A 15,008-nucleotide genomic window follows, 5' to 3' on the forward strand; every position below is an offset into this window, starting at 1 on the left:
GGTGGGCGCTCCTTCGAGCGCCGTGACGACAACCGCGGCGGCTACCGGGGTGACCGCGACCGTCGTGACGACCGGGGCCGCGATGACCGTGGCCGTGGTGGTTACCAGGGCCGCGATGACAAGCGTGACGACAAGCGTGGTGGCGGCTACCAGAGCCGTGACGACCGGGGCCGTGGTGGTTACCAGGGTCGTGACGATCGTGGTGGGCGTTCCTTCGAGCGTCGTGACGACCGTGACCGTCGCCCCCAGGGCCGTGACGACAGCCGTGGTGGTCGTTTCGACCGTGACGACCGTCCGCGCCGCGATGACCGTGGCCGCGACGACCGCCCCCGTCGCGACGACCGGCACGGTGGCGACTTCAAGAACCGCGAGGACCGTCCCCGCCGGGACGCCCAGGGCCGTCGCATGCAGGGTGGCGACAAGCGCGGCGGCGGTTACCAGCGCCGTGACGACAACCGTGGCGGGCGTCCGCAGAACCGTGACGACCGTCCCCGCCGCGACGAGGGCCGCGACCCCGACCAGCGTCCGATCCGTCGCGATCACGCCCCGGTCCGGGACGTCAAGAGTGAGAACCAGCTCTCCAAGGCCGCCCGTGAGCGCCTCAACGCCCTGCGCGCGGACTATAACCCGCGTGACGAGGACCGGCACGCCGGTGACCCCCGGGACACCTACACGGACGTGCCCAACGGCATCCGGCTCCAGAAGGCGCTGGCCGCGGCCGGTGTCGCCAGCCGTCGCGCCAGCGAGGAGATGATCGCGGCCGGCCGGGTGAGCGTGGACGGCCAGATCGTCCGCCGCTTCGGTGCCCGGGTCGACCCCGAGGCCTCCGAGATCCGCGTGGACGACATGCGCGTGGTCACCGCCCCGGACAAGCTGTACTTCGCGCTGAACAAGCCGCGCGGCGTCGTCAGCACCATGTGGGACCCGGAGGGCCGCCCGACCCTGGCCGACTACGCCGGTCAGACCGCCGAGCGCATCTTCCACGTGGGTCGGCTGGACACCGAGACCGAGGGTCTCATCCTGCTGACCAACGACGGTGACCTCGCCAACCGGCTCACCCACCCGCGCTACAAGGTCATCAAGACCTACGTCGCGAAGGTGGACGGCCCGGTGCCGCACCGTGTGGTGCGCCAGATCGAGAAGGGCGTGGAGCTGGACGACGGGCCGGTCAAGGTCGACTCCTTCCGCGTGGTCGACAACGACTCCGACCAGGCCATGGTGGAGATCCGTCTGCACGAGGGCCGCAAGCACATTGTGCGTCGCCTCATGGAGGCTGTGGGCCACCCGGTCGCGGACCTGGCGCGTACCCAGGTCGGTCCGATCGACCTGAACAACCTGCGTCTGGGCACCATGCGGGCGCTCAGCTCGCGTGAGGTCGGCGAGCTGTACAAGGCCGCGGGCCTCTAACCACGAGGTCTGTCGCTACAGTTGACGGCGGTCGCACCCCGAACACGGGGAGCGGCCGCCGTCTCTCGTTTCCTCTGCGAGGGACGGCCCGGATGACGAGGACTGAAGGCGGGATCGAACGTGGCGGTACGGGCCATCCGCGGTGCGGTGCAGGTCGACGCTGACGAACGCGAGCAGGTGCTGGAGGCCACGGCCGAGCTGGTGGCCGAGGTGATGCGGCGCAACGAGCTCACCACGGACGACGTGATCAGCGTGGTGTTCACCGCGACCCCTGACCTGACCAGCGAGTTCCCCGCGCTGGCGGCGCGCAAGGTGGGTTTCGCCGACGTTCCGCTGATGTGCGCGACCGAGATCGCCGTTCCGCACGCCCTGCCGCGTGTGGTGCGGCTGATGGCGCACGTGGAGACCGACCGGCCCCGCTCCGAGGTCCAGCACGTCTACCTGCGGGGCGCCCAGGCACTGCGTCTGGACATCGCCCAGTAATCGGGGTCCTTCGGCAAGGGGCGACACCATCAACGACGTCAGCGCGGACCAGGCGAATTCGGATATCGCCTGGTCCGCATTGGTCATCGGATCATCGGATTGAATGGACCTCGGGGTGAGTGAACAGGCCCCCGAGGTCTTGTTGTAAGGTTTCTTTACGGTTCGGGTTGCCCGCCCGGCCGTGAGCCGTGTACCGCCGCGGGAGTTCTCCGAATTCCTCGCGGCGGGGCGCTGGATCGGAGTCACAAGTTCCGGACAGCACTTCTTTTACGCCAGCCCAGGGCCTTTCTTTGTGTACCTCGAAACCCCTTCCGGTTTTCGTCGTGTGAAATGCCCCTTTGTTCCGGACTGTCTCAGTGGACAGTTCGGACTGGAACGGAGAAGTCGTGCGTAAGTCCATCGGTGTCCGGCTCGAACGCCGCACCATGTTCGTCGAGGAGACGTTCGACGTCGCCCGGGAACTCCAAGCGGAGTTCGGGGAGCGGGCCGTCTACTTACTGGAGTCGCTGGGCGGCCCCGACCGGGACCGTGAACGGGCGATCATCGGCATCGGCCCCCTGGTCACCACCGAGGTGCTGGACAGCCGGATCGAGATCACCGGAGACACCGCACTCCGAGATGCGCTGTGGGGAACGCTGCGGGAGGCGGTACCGGGCCTGACCCGGCAGCAGGAGCAGGCCGGGGGCGGGGCGGTGCTGGACGAGCCCAACCGCCTCTGGGACGTCCTGCGGGAGATCACCGGCTGCTTCGACGCACCGCAGACCTCGGACGCGCGGCCCGACTTCGGGTTCCTGACCGTCCTGTCCTACGACGCCGTCCAGTACGTCGAGACGCTGCCGCGCTCCATCCCGCGCGACCGGGCGCGGGTCCCGGACCTGGCGCTCACCCTGTACGCCTCGATCCTCGAGGTCGACCTGCGGACCGGCGCGGGAACCCTGACCACCGCGCACAGCGATTTATGGCAGGCGGTCGACCCGGACCGGGTGGCCGCGGCGGTCGAACGCGCCGCAGCCAGAGCCGGAGCCGCTCCCGGAGCCGCAGCAGCCCCTGAAACCGGGCCCCGGTTCCCGCACCCGCCGAGCACGGACGCGGAGGCCTCCCCCGAAGTGCTCCGGGACGACTACCTGGGCTGGGTCGACATCGCTCTGGAGCACATCCGGGACGGCGACGTCTACCAGGTGCAGCTCGGCTACGACGTCACGCTGGACAGTGAGCTCCAACCGTGGGAGATCTACGCGCGCATGCGCCGCACCAACCCGTCCCCGTTCATGGGGATGCTCCCGCTGCGGGACACCACTCTGCTCAGCGCCAGCCCCGAACTGCACGTCCTCCTCCATGGCGGCGGCGCGACCATGCGCCCCATCGCCGGGACCTCCCGCCGCACCGGTGACGAGAGCGCCGACGAGGCGGCGGTCCACTACCTGAGGACCGCGGAGAAGGAGCACGCCGAGCACATCATGCTGGTGGACCTGTGCCGCAACGACCTGGGCCGGGTCGCGGTGCCCGGGTCGGTGCGCACCCCGGTGATGATGGCGGTGGAACCCTATTCGCACGTCTTCCACCTGGTCTCGACCGTCACGGCGACGGTGGAGCCGGGGTTCGACGTCTTCGACGTCATCAGGGCCACCTTTCCGGCCGGGACCATGACCGGCGCTCCGAAGGTGCGGGCGATGGAGGTCATCGAGTCACTCGAATCCAGCCCGCGCGGTCTCTACGCGGGCGTATTCGGGGTGATCGGTATCGGCGGATACGCCAATCTCGCCCTCACCATCCGCTCCGTCTTCTGCTCCGGGAACACCGTTTCCTCCCGTGCCTCGGCGGGAATCGTGGCGGATTCGGTTCCGCGGTCGGAATGGGACGAGACGCGCGCCAAACTCAGCGCCGCGGTCGAGGCGACGACGGGCGGGGTTCTGGCATGAGGGTTCTTCTGGTCGACGCGTTCGACAGCTTTTCGCACATCATCTACCAGTACCTCAGAATGGCGGGCGCCCAGACCCGGGTCGTCCGCTCCGGTGACCTGAGCCCGGCCGACGTCCTGGCCGCCCCGGAGGACGCCGTCGTGCTCGGCCCCGGGCCGGGGCACCCCGCCAAGTCCGGCCACGTCGAGATCCTTCAGGCCGTCGCGGGCGCCAAGCCCGTCCTAGGGATCTGCCTCGGGCACCAGGCCATCGCCCTGGCCTACGAGGGCACGGTCGACCACGCGGTCCGGCCGATGCACGGCAAGAGCAGCCTGGTGCGCCACGACGGGCAGGGCCTGTTCGCGGGGCTGAGCGGGCAGGTGAGCGTGGTCCGCTACCACTCGCTCGCCGTCCGCCGGTTGCCCGAACCCGGGCCGCTCGTGGTCACCGCCGAGGCCGACGACGGCACGGTCATGGGTCTGCGCCACCGGACCCTGCCGGTCGAGGGAGTGCAGTTCCACCCCGAGAGCGTCTCGACCGACACCGGCTTCGAGATGATCGCCAACTTCGTCCGGGGAGGGCGCTCATGACGGCGGCGAACACAGGATTCCCCGACCCGGAACTCCCGGACACGGGTCCCACGGACACGGCACTCCCGAACCCGGAACTCTCGGACACAGGGCTCTCGTTCGTGGCCGTCAACGGCTCCGCAAGGGCGAACGGAAGCAGCGCCGCCGCGCTGGCCGTCGCCCAGGAGCACCTCGCCGAGAGCGGCGTCCAGCTGGAGGTCATCCACCTGGCCGAGCGCCGGATCCAGGCCTGCCGGTGCGGAGGATGCAACTCCCGGAGCACCCCCTGCCCGGTCGACGACGACGTCGCCGACATCGTCCGCGTCATGACCGGGGCGGACGGGATCGTCTACACCGTGCCCGTGTACGGCTACGGCGCCTCCTCCCTCATGCAGACCTTCATCGAGCGCGCCGGGGTCGGGCGGCTGCGGTTCGACCGGCCGCTCACCAACAAGGTCGGGGGAGTGGTGGTGGTCGGCCGCCGCTACGCACACGAGTCCGTACACGCGCAGATGCTGCACAACCTGCTCCTGAACCGGCTCATCATCCCGGGCAGCGGGTTTCCGGCCACAGTGCGCGCCGGCGGCCCCGACACCGTCACCCGCGACACGGAGGGCATGTCGGCGATGCTGGCCATGCTCGACCGGATGCTGGCACTGGCCGAGGCGCTGCGCGGGCGGCCGATCCCCGTCCCCCGCGGTGTCGAGACCCGGTTGGGGGTGCTGTCGTGACCACCGGGGCCGCGGCGCCGTCGGTCCTGCGCTCGTCCGACTTCCGGTTCATGCTGTCCGGCCGCGCCGCCTCGACCGCGGCCACGGCCGTGACCTGGGTGCTCCTGCCGCTGCACGTGTACGACATCACCGGTTCGGCGACCGCCGCCGCCTCGATGAGCGCGATGAACGTCGTGCCCTTCCTGCTCTTCGGGCTGTTCGCCGGGGCCTACGTCGACCGGTTGCGCCCGCGCACGGTGATGGTCGTGGTCGAGGTGGTCAGTGCGTTGGTGCTGCTCCTGGTCCCGGCCGTCGTCCTGCTGTCGGAACCGCCGTTCGTCGTCTTCCTGGTGATCGGGTTCCTGGCGTCGAGCGCCTTCGTCTGGTTCGACGTGGCGTCCTCGGCGCTCGTGCCCGCCGTCGCGGGCCCCGAGCGCATCTTCCAGGCCAACGGCCACCTGTGGATGGCCGCGACGGTCGTGAACGCGGTCGCCGCCCCGGCCGGGTTCTTCCTGCTGGAGAGGATCGGTCTGGCCGGTGCCTTCCTGGTGATCGCCGGGGCCTACGTGGTCTCGGCGGTCCTCACCTCCTTCCTGAGGGCCGGCCGTAGCGCCGCAGACGGGGCGGAGGGGAGGGAGGGGAACCGGGTCGGCTGGTCGGAGATCCTCGAAGGTCTCCGGTTCATCCGCTCCGACCGGGTGGTGGGCGTGCTCACCCTGGCCGGTGCGGGGATCGGGATCTCCGGCGGCGCCGTCTACAGCACCATCGTGGTCTTCTCCGACCTGTCGCTGGACCTGCGCACGGACGACATCCGGGTTGGCTGGATCATCGCCGGGTGCAGCGTCGGCGCCCTGATCGCGGCCGTGCTGACGCCCCGGCTCAGGTCCCTGGACCCGGTGCTGGTGTCGGCGGTGACGCTCGCCGTCGACGTGGTCCTCCTGGTCGCCTACGCGTGGTCACCGGGCTGGGTGGTGGCGCTGATCCTGCTCGCGGGATGGAACACGGCCCACACCATCGCGATGATCGTGAGCATCTCGGTGCGCCAGCAGCGCTGTCCCGCCCACCTCCAGGGCCGGGTCAACGCCGTCGGCCGGATGGCGGCCTGGGGCGCGGTGCCGCTGGGCGGCGGGCTGTGCGGTGTGCTGATCGACCTCACCGGTCAGGCCCCGGTCGCCCTCACGATCATGGTGCTGCCCTCCCTGGCCGCGTTCGGTTTCGTGCTTTCTGTGGTTTTCGTGCGGCGTGCTGAGTCGCCTGATGTGTCGAAGGAGAACGCGTGAAGGTCCTTTTCGTGGCGTACAGCCGCAGCAGCCTCGGCCACGTGGTCCGGTGCGTGACCGCGGCCGAACTTCTGGTCGCGGCCGGGCACGACGCCGTCGTGGCCTGCCATGAGTCCGTGCGCGGCGTCGTGGAGTCGCGGGGGGTCGGCTGGCGGCCGGTCCGCGAGATCGAACCGGCCCCGGCCTGGACCGGGATCCGCGACCGGGAAGCGCTGCGCGGGTTCGTCCGCGGCCGCCTGGCCAGCCCGGGATACGTGTCGATGTGCCTGGAGGACGAGCTCGCTCTCATCGACGACTACGCGCCCGACGCCGTGGTGGCGGACATGCGCAACACGGCCCCCGTGGCCGCATCCCTGCGGGGGATCCCCGCGTGCAGCCTGCACAACCTGCGGCTGTTCCAGAACCCCATGCACGTCATCCTGCCCGAGCTGCTGGTGACGCTGGACGGGGCCGGGGTGGGCGAGGAACACGCCCGCGCGGTGCTGGGGGGCACGATGCTCGTCCCCGACCTGCCGGTGCTCGACCCGCTGACCGAGGTGCCCGCCGAGACCATGGCGCTCGTGGCCTCCCTGGTCCCCGAGATCCGGCACGTCGGCCCGATCGTGGCAGCGGACACACTGCGCGTGGCGGGCACCCCACGCGCGGAGCTGCCGCAGCGGCGCGGCCGGGACCGGCTCGTCTCCGTGCTTCTGGGCGGCGGCGCCTGGTCGGAGGCCGTGCTCGACGGCCTGGTGGCCGCCCTGCCCGCAGACGTTCAGGCGGAGGTCGTGCTCGCCCGCGAGCCCGAGGGCGAGGTGGCGCGCGCCTATCCCGAGCGGGTCCGGGTCACGGGGTTCCGCCGGGACGCGGTCGACCTCATGCGCGCCTCGGACGCGGCGGTGGTGCACGGCGGGCACGGCACCCTGGTGGACGGTCTGATCGCCGGGACACCCATGGTCTGCGTCCCGGAGACCGCCGAACAGGAGCGGAACGGGTGGCGGGTGGCCGAACTCGGGATGGCGGAGGTCCTGTCGGCCGACGCCCTGACCGATCGTCTCGGTGTCGCGGTCAAGGCCGCTCTGTCCGCCGAGCGCCAGGAGGCCTCGGAACACTTCGCCGGAAGGCTGCGCGGGACCGCCGCGGCCGGGGATCTGGTCGCGGCCGTGGAGAGGAGCGCGATCCTCGCATGAGCACGACCACTGACACGGATACGGCCAGGGACATCAACATCAGCCTGACCTGGGCGATCATGACCCACGCCCGCCGTCGCGAGCACGCCGAGCGCCTGGCCGGGCTCTGCTCCGAGCCGACCCCGACGGTCGTCGAGGACCCCGGGGCGGGCTCCACGCTCGTGACCTCCGCGGCGGCGTGGGCGACGGCCGCGGACGCGAGCCACCACATCGTGCTCCAGGACGACGCCCTGCCGGTCGAGGGCCTGGCCGCACGCGTGGTCGACCTGGTCTCCCGGGCGCCCGACGCCGCGATCAGCCTGTTCACCGAGTGGGGGTGCCGTACCGCGACCCGGGTCCGGATCGCTGCCCTGGCGGGCGAGGCCACAGCACCGGTCGTCGACCCCTACGTGCCGTCGTTGGCGCTGGTCCTGCCGACCCCGGTGGCGCTGGCGTTCGCCGAACACGCGTGCGGGCTCGACCCCGCCACCCCGGACGACGTCGCGCTGCGGGGTTTCCTCAACGACCGGGGCGTGCGCCAGCTGGTCTCGGTGCCCAACCTCGTGGAACACGACACGAACGGAACCACCCCGAGCCTGACCGGGAACGCCTTCCAGGGGATGCGACGATCCGTCTGCTTCGGACCACCGCCCCGGGCTGAGGAGAATGCGTCTTCGGGGAGCGCTCTCCGGTTGGCGCACATCGGCTGGATGCGCGCCACGGCCGAGGTCTTCGATGATTCTCCCCAAGCGCCGTCGGCGTTCGTCGGAACCCCGGTCGCCCAGGCGCTGCCCGAACAGGTCGAACCCGCCCGGTTGACCGAGCGCTTCGAGGAGACGATCACTCGCGTCGCGCGCGAACACGGGCCCGAGCTCACCCGGGTGCTCCACCGGACCGTGCTGTTCGAGCTCTGGACGGCCTGGTACGCCAACGGGCTGGGCTCCGGGCTGCGTGCTGAGCACCTCGAACGCGGCCGCCTCGATCCCGTGGCGGAGGCGGCGCTGGGGACCGTCCTGCCCGGGGTCTTCCGCCGCTACGTGCCCGTCGAGACCCTGGAAACCGTCCGGGACCACACCGTCACCTTCGTGCTGGACGCCATGCGGTACGGGGCGGCCGAGCCGACCGAGGTTCGAGAGGAGTGGCTCAAGGGCTGACGAGGAACCACGGGAGGGCCGGTGGCCGACGGGCCCCGCAGCCCGGATTCAGGGATCGGGGCCCGGACCGTTCCGTTGAACAGTTGCGCGGGCGGCGCCGTGCGCGGTCGGGCGGCCAGGTCACGAGGCCGTAGGCTGGGAGGTGCCTACTCACGTGGGCATCGAGTACGAGCTGAAGTGAGTCGGGGGAGCGTTGTGGGCGAGGAGACGGCCGGTGCGGGGCGCACGGAACTGCGTCGGGTCACGGTGGTGGGCACGGGCCTGATCGGAACCTCGATCGCGCTTGCCCTGCGCGCCCGCGACGTGGACGTCACCCTCTCCGACCCCGACTCCGCCTCCCTGCGGTTGGCCTGCGACCTCGGCGCCGGGCGTCCGCTGGACGAGACGGCCGAGTCCGCGCCCGCCGACATCGCGGTGATCGCGGCCCCGCCCGCCGTCGTCCCGGCGGTGCTGCGACAGGCCCAGGCCCGCGGCCTGGCCCAGGTGTACACCGACGTGGCCAGCGTGAAGGCCAGCGTGCTGGAGGGCGCCGAACGCCTCGGCTGCGACATGGCCACCTTCGTGCCCGGCCACCCCATGGGCGGTCGGGAGAAGCACGGCCCCGGCGCTGCCCGCGCCGACCTGTTCCTCGGCCGCTCCTGGGCGCTGTGCCCCACCGGCAAGGCGGACCCCGGTTCGGTCGCGGCCGTCACCGAGCTGGCCCGCCTGTGCGGGGCGGACCCGCTGGTGCTGGAGGCGGGGGCGCACGACCGCGCGGTGGCTCTGGTCTCGCACGCCCCGCACGTGGCCTCCTCCGCGGTGGCGGCCCGGCTGGTCTCCGCAGGCGAGACCGCGCTGACCCTGGCCGGGCAGGGCGTGCGCGACGTCACCCGCATCGCCGGGGGAGACCCGGCCATGTGGGAGGAGATCCTCACCCACAACGCCGGGCCGGTGGCCGACGTGCTGCGCGAGGTGGCCGCGGACCTGGCCGCCACCGCCGAGGCGCTGCACGCGCAGGCCGCGAACGCGGCCGCCTCCGAGGACGACTCCGCGAGTGAAGCAGGGGCCAAGGACGACATGCAGCCGGTCCGCGACCTGCTGGCCCGGGGCCGCTCGGGGCACGGCCGGATCCCCGGCAAGCACGGCGCTGTCCGCCGCCCCGTCTACACGGTCATCCCCGTGGTCATCCCGGACGAGCCCGGCGCGTTGGGCCGACTGTTCGCGGCGGCCGCGACCGCGGGCGTCAACATCGAGGACGTACGGATCGAGCACACCCCCGGCCTGCCGCTGGGTGTGGCCGAGCTCTACCTGCTCCCCGAGGCCGTGGACACCCTCGCCAAGGCGCTCTCCGCCGACGGCTGGTCGGTGCATCCGGGGGCGTGACCCCGCTCGTGAGCGCGTGTGGTGGTGCCGTGCGTCCCGGCGCGGAGCTCCGTAAGTAGACTCACGGAGCTCCGTGAGCGCCTTACGGAGCAGGTAGGCTGAGGCGTCGGCGGGGGTAGTCCACGCCGCCACCCAGGCACAGTGATTTCGGGAGTCAGCAGCAGTGAGCGCGCAGGGCAAGGGCATCGTCATCGCCATCGACGGTCCCTCCGGGTCGGGCAAGTCCAGCACGGCCAGGGGTGTCGCCAAGGCGCGGGAACTGCGCTACCTCGACACCGGGGCCATGTACCGGGCCCTGACCTGGTGGATGCTGGACAACAAGATCGACGTCAACGACGCCGCCGCGGTGGCCGCCAACGTCGAGCGACCCGTCATCGTGATGGGCAGCGACCCGTCCGCCCCCACCGTGACGGTGGACGGCCGTGACGTGGCCGCCGAGATCCGCGGCAAGGAGGTCACCACCAACGTCAGCGCCGTCTCGGCCGTGCCCGAGGCGCGTGAACTGCTGGTGCGGACCCAGCGTGAGGTCATCGAGGCCGCCCGCGACGAGAGCGCGGGTATCGTGGTCGAGGGCCGTGACATCACGACCGTCGTCGCCCCCGAAGCCCCCGTGAAGTTGTTCCTGACCGCCAGCGCCGAGGCGCGTGCGCAGCGGCGCAGCAAGGAGGTCCGGACCGGCGACGTCGCGGCGACCCAGGCTGACCTGGCCCGTCGTGACAAGCTGGACTCCAGCCGCGAGCACTCGCCGCTGACGCAGACCGCCGACGCCACCGAGCTCGACACCACCGGCCTGACCCTCGACGAGGTCATCGCCCTGGTCGTCAAGCTGGCCGACGAGGCCCGTGAGGCTCAGGCCTTGTAGTAGCGCGCAAGCGTCGGACCCGCCCCACCGGGCGGGAGGCCGGGGAGAGACCGGCCACACCACCCCCGTCAGGGGGAACACAAGATCATCCGCGGGGGTTGCCCCTCGTGGCAGGACACGGGCGCCCGTAGCGGCGCCCGTGAGTGATTCACGTGGCGATCGCGTCGAATCCTTGACACATCCTCACGGCACGCATCCTGGGCGCGTGAGGACCTGGAACCGGGAGTACGAGTACATGAGTGAGTTCGACGTATCCGACGTGGGCGTGGCGCCCGAGGGCGAGGAGGCGGCACTGCCCGTCGTCGCCGTCGTCGGTCGCCCCAACGTTGGTAAGTCCAGTTTGGTCAACCGGATCATCGGCCGCCGTGAGGCCGTGGTCGAGGACGTCCCGGGCGTGACCCGTGACCGGGTGGCCTACGACGCCGAGTGGCAGAACCACCGCTTCACGCTGGTGGACACCGGCGGTTGGGAGACCAGCGTCAGCGGCCTGGCCGCGATGGTCGCCCGCCAGGCCGAGTACGCCGCGCAGACCGCCGACGTGATCCTGTTCGTGGTCGACGCGACCGTGGGCATCACCGATGCCGACGCCGCCGTCACCCGCGTCCTGCGCGCCACCAAGAAGCCCGTGGTGCTGGCCGCCAACAAGGTCGACGGCGGACAGCAGGAGGCCGACGCGCTCGGTCTGTGGAACCTGGGCGTGGGTCAGCCCTTCGCGATCAGCGCCCTGCACGGCCGCGGTACCGGCGACATGCTGGACGCCGTCGTGGAGGCCTTCCCCGAGACCCCCGAGGGTCAGGGGGAGGACGACGACGAGGACGGCCCGTCCCGGATCGCCCTGCTGGGCCGCCCCAACGTGGGCAAGTCCAGCCTGCTGAACCGGCTCGCCGGTGAGGACCGCGTGGTCGTGGACTCCGTGGCGGGTACCACCCGTGACGCGGTCGACGAGCTGATCGAGCTGGGCGGCAAGACCTGGAAGTTCATCGACACCGCCGGTATCCGCCGCCGGTTCCGCGCACTCCAGGGCGCCGACTACTACGCGACCATGCGCACCGGCACCGCCCTGGAGCGGGCCGAGGTGGCCGTGGTGCTGATGGATGTCAGCGAGCCGCTGGCCGAGCAGGACATCCGGGTCGTGGAGCAGGTCGTGGAGGCCGGTCGCGGTCTGGTCCTGGCCTTCAACAAGTGGGACATCCTCGACGAGGAGCGCCGCGTCTACCTGGAGAAGGAGATCGACCGCCAGCTGGCGCGGGTCTCCTGGGCGCCCCGGGTGAACATCTCCGCGGCCACCGGCCGCCACATGGAGCGGCTCGTTCCGGCGATCGAGACCAGTCTGGCCGGTTTCAACCAGCGCATCTCCACCGGGCAGCTCAACAACTGGCTCAAGGAGCTGGTGGCGGCCACCCCGCCGCCGGTGCGTGGCGGCAAGCAGCCCAAGATCCTGTTCGCGACCCAGGCCGGTGCGCGTCCGCCGCACTTCATCCTGTTCACGACCGGCTTCCTCGAGGACAACTACCGCCGCTTCATCGAGCGTCGGCTGCGCGAGGACTTCGGCTTCGAGGGGACCCCGGTGCACATCAGCATGCGGATCCGCGAGAAGAAGGGCGCGACCCCGGGCCGCGCCTCCAAGGGCAGTGTGCGTCCGGACCGCAAGCCGCGCGGCGGCGGCCGCCGCTAACTCGGCGTTCAGCCCTCGGCCCGTGACCGGACACCGTCCCGGTCACGGGCTTCGTCGTTTTCCGGACAGCACGTCGGTCACCGCGGCGTGGTGGTGAGGCGGTGTGGATCGCGGTTCGCCCGTCAAGCGGCCCCGTGCCCTTGGGTCAGTAGCGGTGCTGGAATCGGGAGGTCGGACCCACCAGCCAGGCGGACGTCTACCCGCGAGCCCGTGGTTCAGTCATGGGTGCTCGCCTGGGATCGCTGGTGTGCCTTCCAAGCCCGGTGGAGTTCGCGGCGGCGTTCGTACTCCCTCTTGGCCCGCAGACGTGGGTCGGACTCGGGGCTCAGGGCGGCCGGACCCATGACCTGCAGGAGCGCGTAGTTGATACGGAACCCCATCCTGTACAGCAAGGAGAACGAGTCTTTCCCGTGCGGTTTGTCCATGACCGTGTCCCTCGTAGTTCGGTGGAGTCGCTGGCGCTCGCTCGGTGGCCCGTGGAGGAGCCTCCCCTCCCGAACCATATTGTTAGTGCACTAAATGATAGCCCACGAACATGCGAGGCGGGGCTTGGGGAAACCGTCTGCGTGGCCATGGGCTCTACCTCTGTGTGATCGAGCGCGGGCCAGTGATCCAGCGGCGGGGACTCCACCCACATCCGGTGTTTGCGAGCTAAATGTTAGTGAGCTAATCCTGAGTATGATCGTCCTAGGCGTTCTGGAGCACACACATCGAGGTGGGTTATTTGGCCGAGGAGCAGCAGCTGGACAACCCGTTGGCCTTGGAGCACCAGGTCTGCTTCTCTTTGGCGGTGGCCTCGCGCATGGTCATCGGCCTGTACCGGCCGGTGCTGGCGCCCCTCGGACTCACTCATCCCCAGTACCTGGTCATGCTGGCGTTGTGGCAGTTCGAACCGCTGTCCGTCGGTGAGATCGCGGAAATGTTGGAGTTGGAGTCCGCGACGGTCTCACCGCTGCTCAAGCGTCTTGAGGCCTCAGGGCTGGTAGCGCGGGAGAGAGCGGCCGAGAACGAGCGTCGCCTGACGGTCACGCTCACCCCGCAAGGCCGTGACCTGCGCAGCCAGGCGGAGTCCATCCCTGCCCAGATGATGGAACGCCTGGGTCTTGACGTGGGCCAACTTCAGGATCTGAACAGCGCGCTCCAACAGGTGATCACCAAAGCGGGCCGCGCCGAGGCGGGAGAACACGGCGTGTGATCGTCCTGCTTCGTGCCGATGCGGCTGAATGACAACGCCCGGTGACAGAGCTCCGGGCCGGGTACGCGGGGCCGACCAGGCGCCGCAGCAGGTTTTCGGCGGGACCGCGGTAGCCCCGGCGGCGCATCGTCTCCGCGGCCAGTACCGACACCAACCAGGTCAGGGCGGCTACCCCGAGGGAGGCGGCTAGGCCCATGCGGTCCTGCAGGCCCAGGGCGAGCGGGGAGAACACCGCCACGAACACCACGCTCTGGAACAGGTAGAAGGTCATCGAACGCTGGCCCAGCGCCGAGACGGCCGTGGTCAACGGCCCCTGAGCGCGGGCTGCCCGAATGGCGACCAGCGCGATCAGTCCGGCCATCCCGAAACCGCCGAAGTAGCCGGTGAGCGGCTGGAGCACCGCCGTGCCCCACGCCGCGGCCGTGGAAGCGGGCGTCCACAGACCTGTCTGTGCGAGCGCCGACGGCAGGGCGCCCAGTGCGGATACCGTCATGGTCACCCACACCGCGCGCACCAGGAAGGCACGGTGGCGTGTGGGCTCTTCCAACAGCCCGCGTCGGGCCGCCCACATCCCGGCGATCACCCCGGGCGCCACCAGGACCGTTCCGATCACCATCCCGAACGGAGCCCCGACGAGGCGCTGCGCGTATTGCTCGCCCGGGTCGGTTCCGGCAGGTGCGGCCACCGAGCCGACGTCGAGTACGGACACCCCCTGACCCAGGGCCAACAGCATGGGCACTGCGGAGGCCAGCGTCCCGGGGACCAGGGTGAGCGCGCCGACCCACAGCAGGGTGCGGTCGCGGACCTTCAGCAGCCCCACCAGCAGCAGCGAGGCGATCCCGTACGCGGCCAGGATGTCGATGGGTACCAGCAGCAGGTGGACCAGTCCGAAGGCCAGCAGCCACAGGCCCCGGCGGCGCAGCATCGAGCGGACGTCGGCGGAGTCGTCTCCGTGCGCGGTCCGCCGGTCCAGCAGCTGCACGAGGGCGTAGCCGAACAGGAACGCGAACATCGGCCGGGCGTGGTTGTGCACGAACAGGTCGTGGAAGACGAGGGAGACCCCGTTGGCCAGGGCCTGGCCGTGGTCCACGGCCAGGACGAACAGCGGGGCGTGGGCGAAGGCGATGGCCAGCAGCATGGTGCCCCGGGCCAGGTCCGGGGCGAGCGCTCGTGGTGCGGGAGTGGTCACGGGTCCTCCTCGGCTGGGCGAACATCTACATGCTATTACATGTAAATCATGTAGAGCATGTGAAAGCGTGCTGGAT

At 70.7% G+C, this 15,008-nt stretch carries 15 protein-coding genes; 12 read left to right on the top strand and 3 right to left on the bottom strand.

Features of this window, described 5'->3' with window-relative positions:
• Nucleotides 1-348, bottom strand: a 348-nt coding sequence (locus D457_RS37690; protein ID WP_017579889.1) for a hypothetical protein, incomplete at its 3' end; no start/stop codon positions are given.
• 57 nt (nucleotides 349-405) lie between these two features.
• Between D457_RS37690 and D457_RS36380 the strand changes: the two genes are divergently transcribed.
• The 11 genes from D457_RS36380 to der all read left to right on the top strand — a co-directional run bounded on the left by D457_RS36380 (nucleotide 406) and on the right by der (nucleotide 12,548).
• Nucleotides 406-1,407 carry a pseudouridine synthase gene (locus D457_RS36380; RefSeq protein WP_017579890.1) on the top strand — a complete coding sequence of 334 codons (1,002 nt, stop codon included), beginning with the start codon at nucleotides 406-408 and terminating at the stop codon, nucleotides 1,405-1,407.
• Nucleotides 1,408-1,527: 120 nt separating this feature from the next.
• Complete coding sequence (aroH, locus tag D457_RS0106770) at nucleotides 1,528-1,890, top strand: chorismate mutase (RefSeq protein WP_017579891.1); 363 nt, start codon at nucleotides 1,528-1,530, stop codon at nucleotides 1,888-1,890.
• Nucleotides 1,891-2,276: 386 nt separating this feature from the next.
• A complete protein-coding gene (locus tag D457_RS0106775; protein ID WP_017579892.1) occupies nucleotides 2,277-3,809 on the top strand; it encodes an anthranilate synthase component I family protein in 1,533 nt (510 codons plus the stop codon).
• Entirely contained in the window at nucleotides 3,806-4,378 is a 573-nt protein-coding gene (locus D457_RS0106780) for an anthranilate synthase component II (protein WP_017579893.1), read from the top strand. Before D457_RS0106775 ends, D457_RS0106780 begins: the two co-directional genes overlap by 4 nt.
• Nucleotides 4,375-5,088, top strand: a complete 714-nt coding sequence (locus D457_RS31990; RefSeq protein WP_017579894.1) for a flavodoxin family protein — start codon at nucleotides 4,375-4,377, stop codon at nucleotides 5,086-5,088. The genes D457_RS0106780 and D457_RS31990 overlap by 4 nt, the downstream gene beginning before the upstream one ends.
• A complete protein-coding gene (locus D457_RS0106790; protein WP_017579895.1) occupies nucleotides 5,085-6,347 on the top strand; it encodes an MFS transporter in 1,263 nt (420 codons plus the stop codon). Before D457_RS31990 ends, D457_RS0106790 begins: the two co-directional genes overlap by 4 nt.
• Nucleotides 6,344-7,516, top strand: coding sequence for a nucleotide disphospho-sugar-binding domain-containing protein (locus tag D457_RS0106795; protein WP_017579896.1), 1,173 nt, complete (start codon nucleotides 6,344-6,346; stop codon nucleotides 7,514-7,516). The genes D457_RS0106790 and D457_RS0106795 overlap by 4 nt, the downstream gene beginning before the upstream one ends.
• A complete protein-coding gene (locus tag D457_RS34010) occupies nucleotides 7,513-8,649 on the top strand; it encodes a hypothetical protein (RefSeq protein WP_051072880.1) in 1,137 nt (378 codons plus the stop codon). The genes D457_RS0106795 and D457_RS34010 overlap by 4 nt, the downstream gene beginning before the upstream one ends.
• Nucleotides 8,650-8,844: 195 nt before the next feature.
• Complete coding sequence (locus D457_RS0106805; RefSeq protein WP_017579897.1) at nucleotides 8,845-10,011, top strand: prephenate dehydrogenase; 1,167 nt, start codon at nucleotides 8,845-8,847, stop codon at nucleotides 10,009-10,011.
• 163 nt (nucleotides 10,012-10,174) lie between these two features.
• Complete coding sequence (cmk, locus tag D457_RS0106810) at nucleotides 10,175-10,873, top strand: (d)CMP kinase (RefSeq protein ID WP_017579898.1); 699 nt, start codon at nucleotides 10,175-10,177, stop codon at nucleotides 10,871-10,873.
• 235 nt (nucleotides 10,874-11,108) lie between these two features.
• The gene (gene der, locus D457_RS0106815; RefSeq protein WP_017579899.1) at nucleotides 11,109-12,548 is read left to right on the top strand and encodes a ribosome biogenesis GTPase Der; all 1,440 of its coding nucleotides are present in this window, start codon (nucleotides 11,109-11,111) and stop codon (nucleotides 12,546-12,548) included.
• Nucleotides 12,549-12,763: 215 nt separating this feature from the next.
• On the opposite strand, the gene D457_RS0106820 is transcribed toward der, so the two are convergent.
• Nucleotides 12,764-12,973, bottom strand: coding sequence for a hypothetical protein (locus D457_RS0106820; protein ID WP_017579900.1), 210 nt, complete (start codon nucleotides 12,971-12,973; stop codon nucleotides 12,764-12,766).
• Nucleotides 12,974-13,263: 290 nt separating this feature from the next.
• Between D457_RS0106820 and D457_RS0106825 the strand changes: the two genes are divergently transcribed.
• Complete coding sequence (locus D457_RS0106825) at nucleotides 13,264-13,743, top strand: MarR family winged helix-turn-helix transcriptional regulator (protein ID WP_017579901.1); 480 nt, start codon at nucleotides 13,264-13,266, stop codon at nucleotides 13,741-13,743.
• On the opposite strand, the gene D457_RS0106830 is transcribed toward D457_RS0106825, so the two are convergent.
• Entirely contained in the window at nucleotides 13,700-14,932 is a 1,233-nt protein-coding gene (locus D457_RS0106830) for a DUF418 domain-containing protein (RefSeq protein WP_017579902.1), read from the bottom strand. The two genes, D457_RS0106825 and D457_RS0106830, sit on opposite strands and share 44 nt — an antisense overlap.
• Between the last annotated feature and the right edge of the window lie 76 nt (nucleotides 14,933-15,008).

The organism is Nocardiopsis valliformis DSM 45023 (genome assembly GCF_000340985.1).
Classification (GTDB): domain Bacteria; phylum Actinomycetota; class Actinomycetes; order Streptosporangiales; family Streptosporangiaceae; genus Nocardiopsis; species Nocardiopsis exhalans.

Coding starts and splice junctions, on each gene's coding strand:
- D457_RS36380 (WP_017579890.1), top strand. CDS start 406: ATGCAGGGTGGCGACAAGCGCGGCGGCGGTTACCAGCGCCGTGACGAC.
- D457_RS0106780 (WP_017579893.1), top strand. CDS start 3,806: ATGAGGGTTCTTCTGGTCGACGCGTTCGACAGCTTTTCGCACATCATC.
- D457_RS31990 (WP_017579894.1), top strand. CDS start 4,375: ATGACGGCGGCGAACACAGGATTCCCCGACCCGGAACTCCCGGACACG.
- D457_RS34010 (WP_051072880.1), top strand. CDS start 7,513: ATGAGCACGACCACTGACACGGATACGGCCAGGGACATCAACATCAGC.
- der (WP_017579899.1), top strand. CDS start 11,109: ATGAGTGAGTTCGACGTATCCGACGTGGGCGTGGCGCCCGAGGGCGAG.
- D457_RS0106820 (WP_017579900.1), bottom strand. CDS start 12,973: ATGGACAAACCGCACGGGAAAGACTCGTTCTCCTTGCTGTACAGGATG.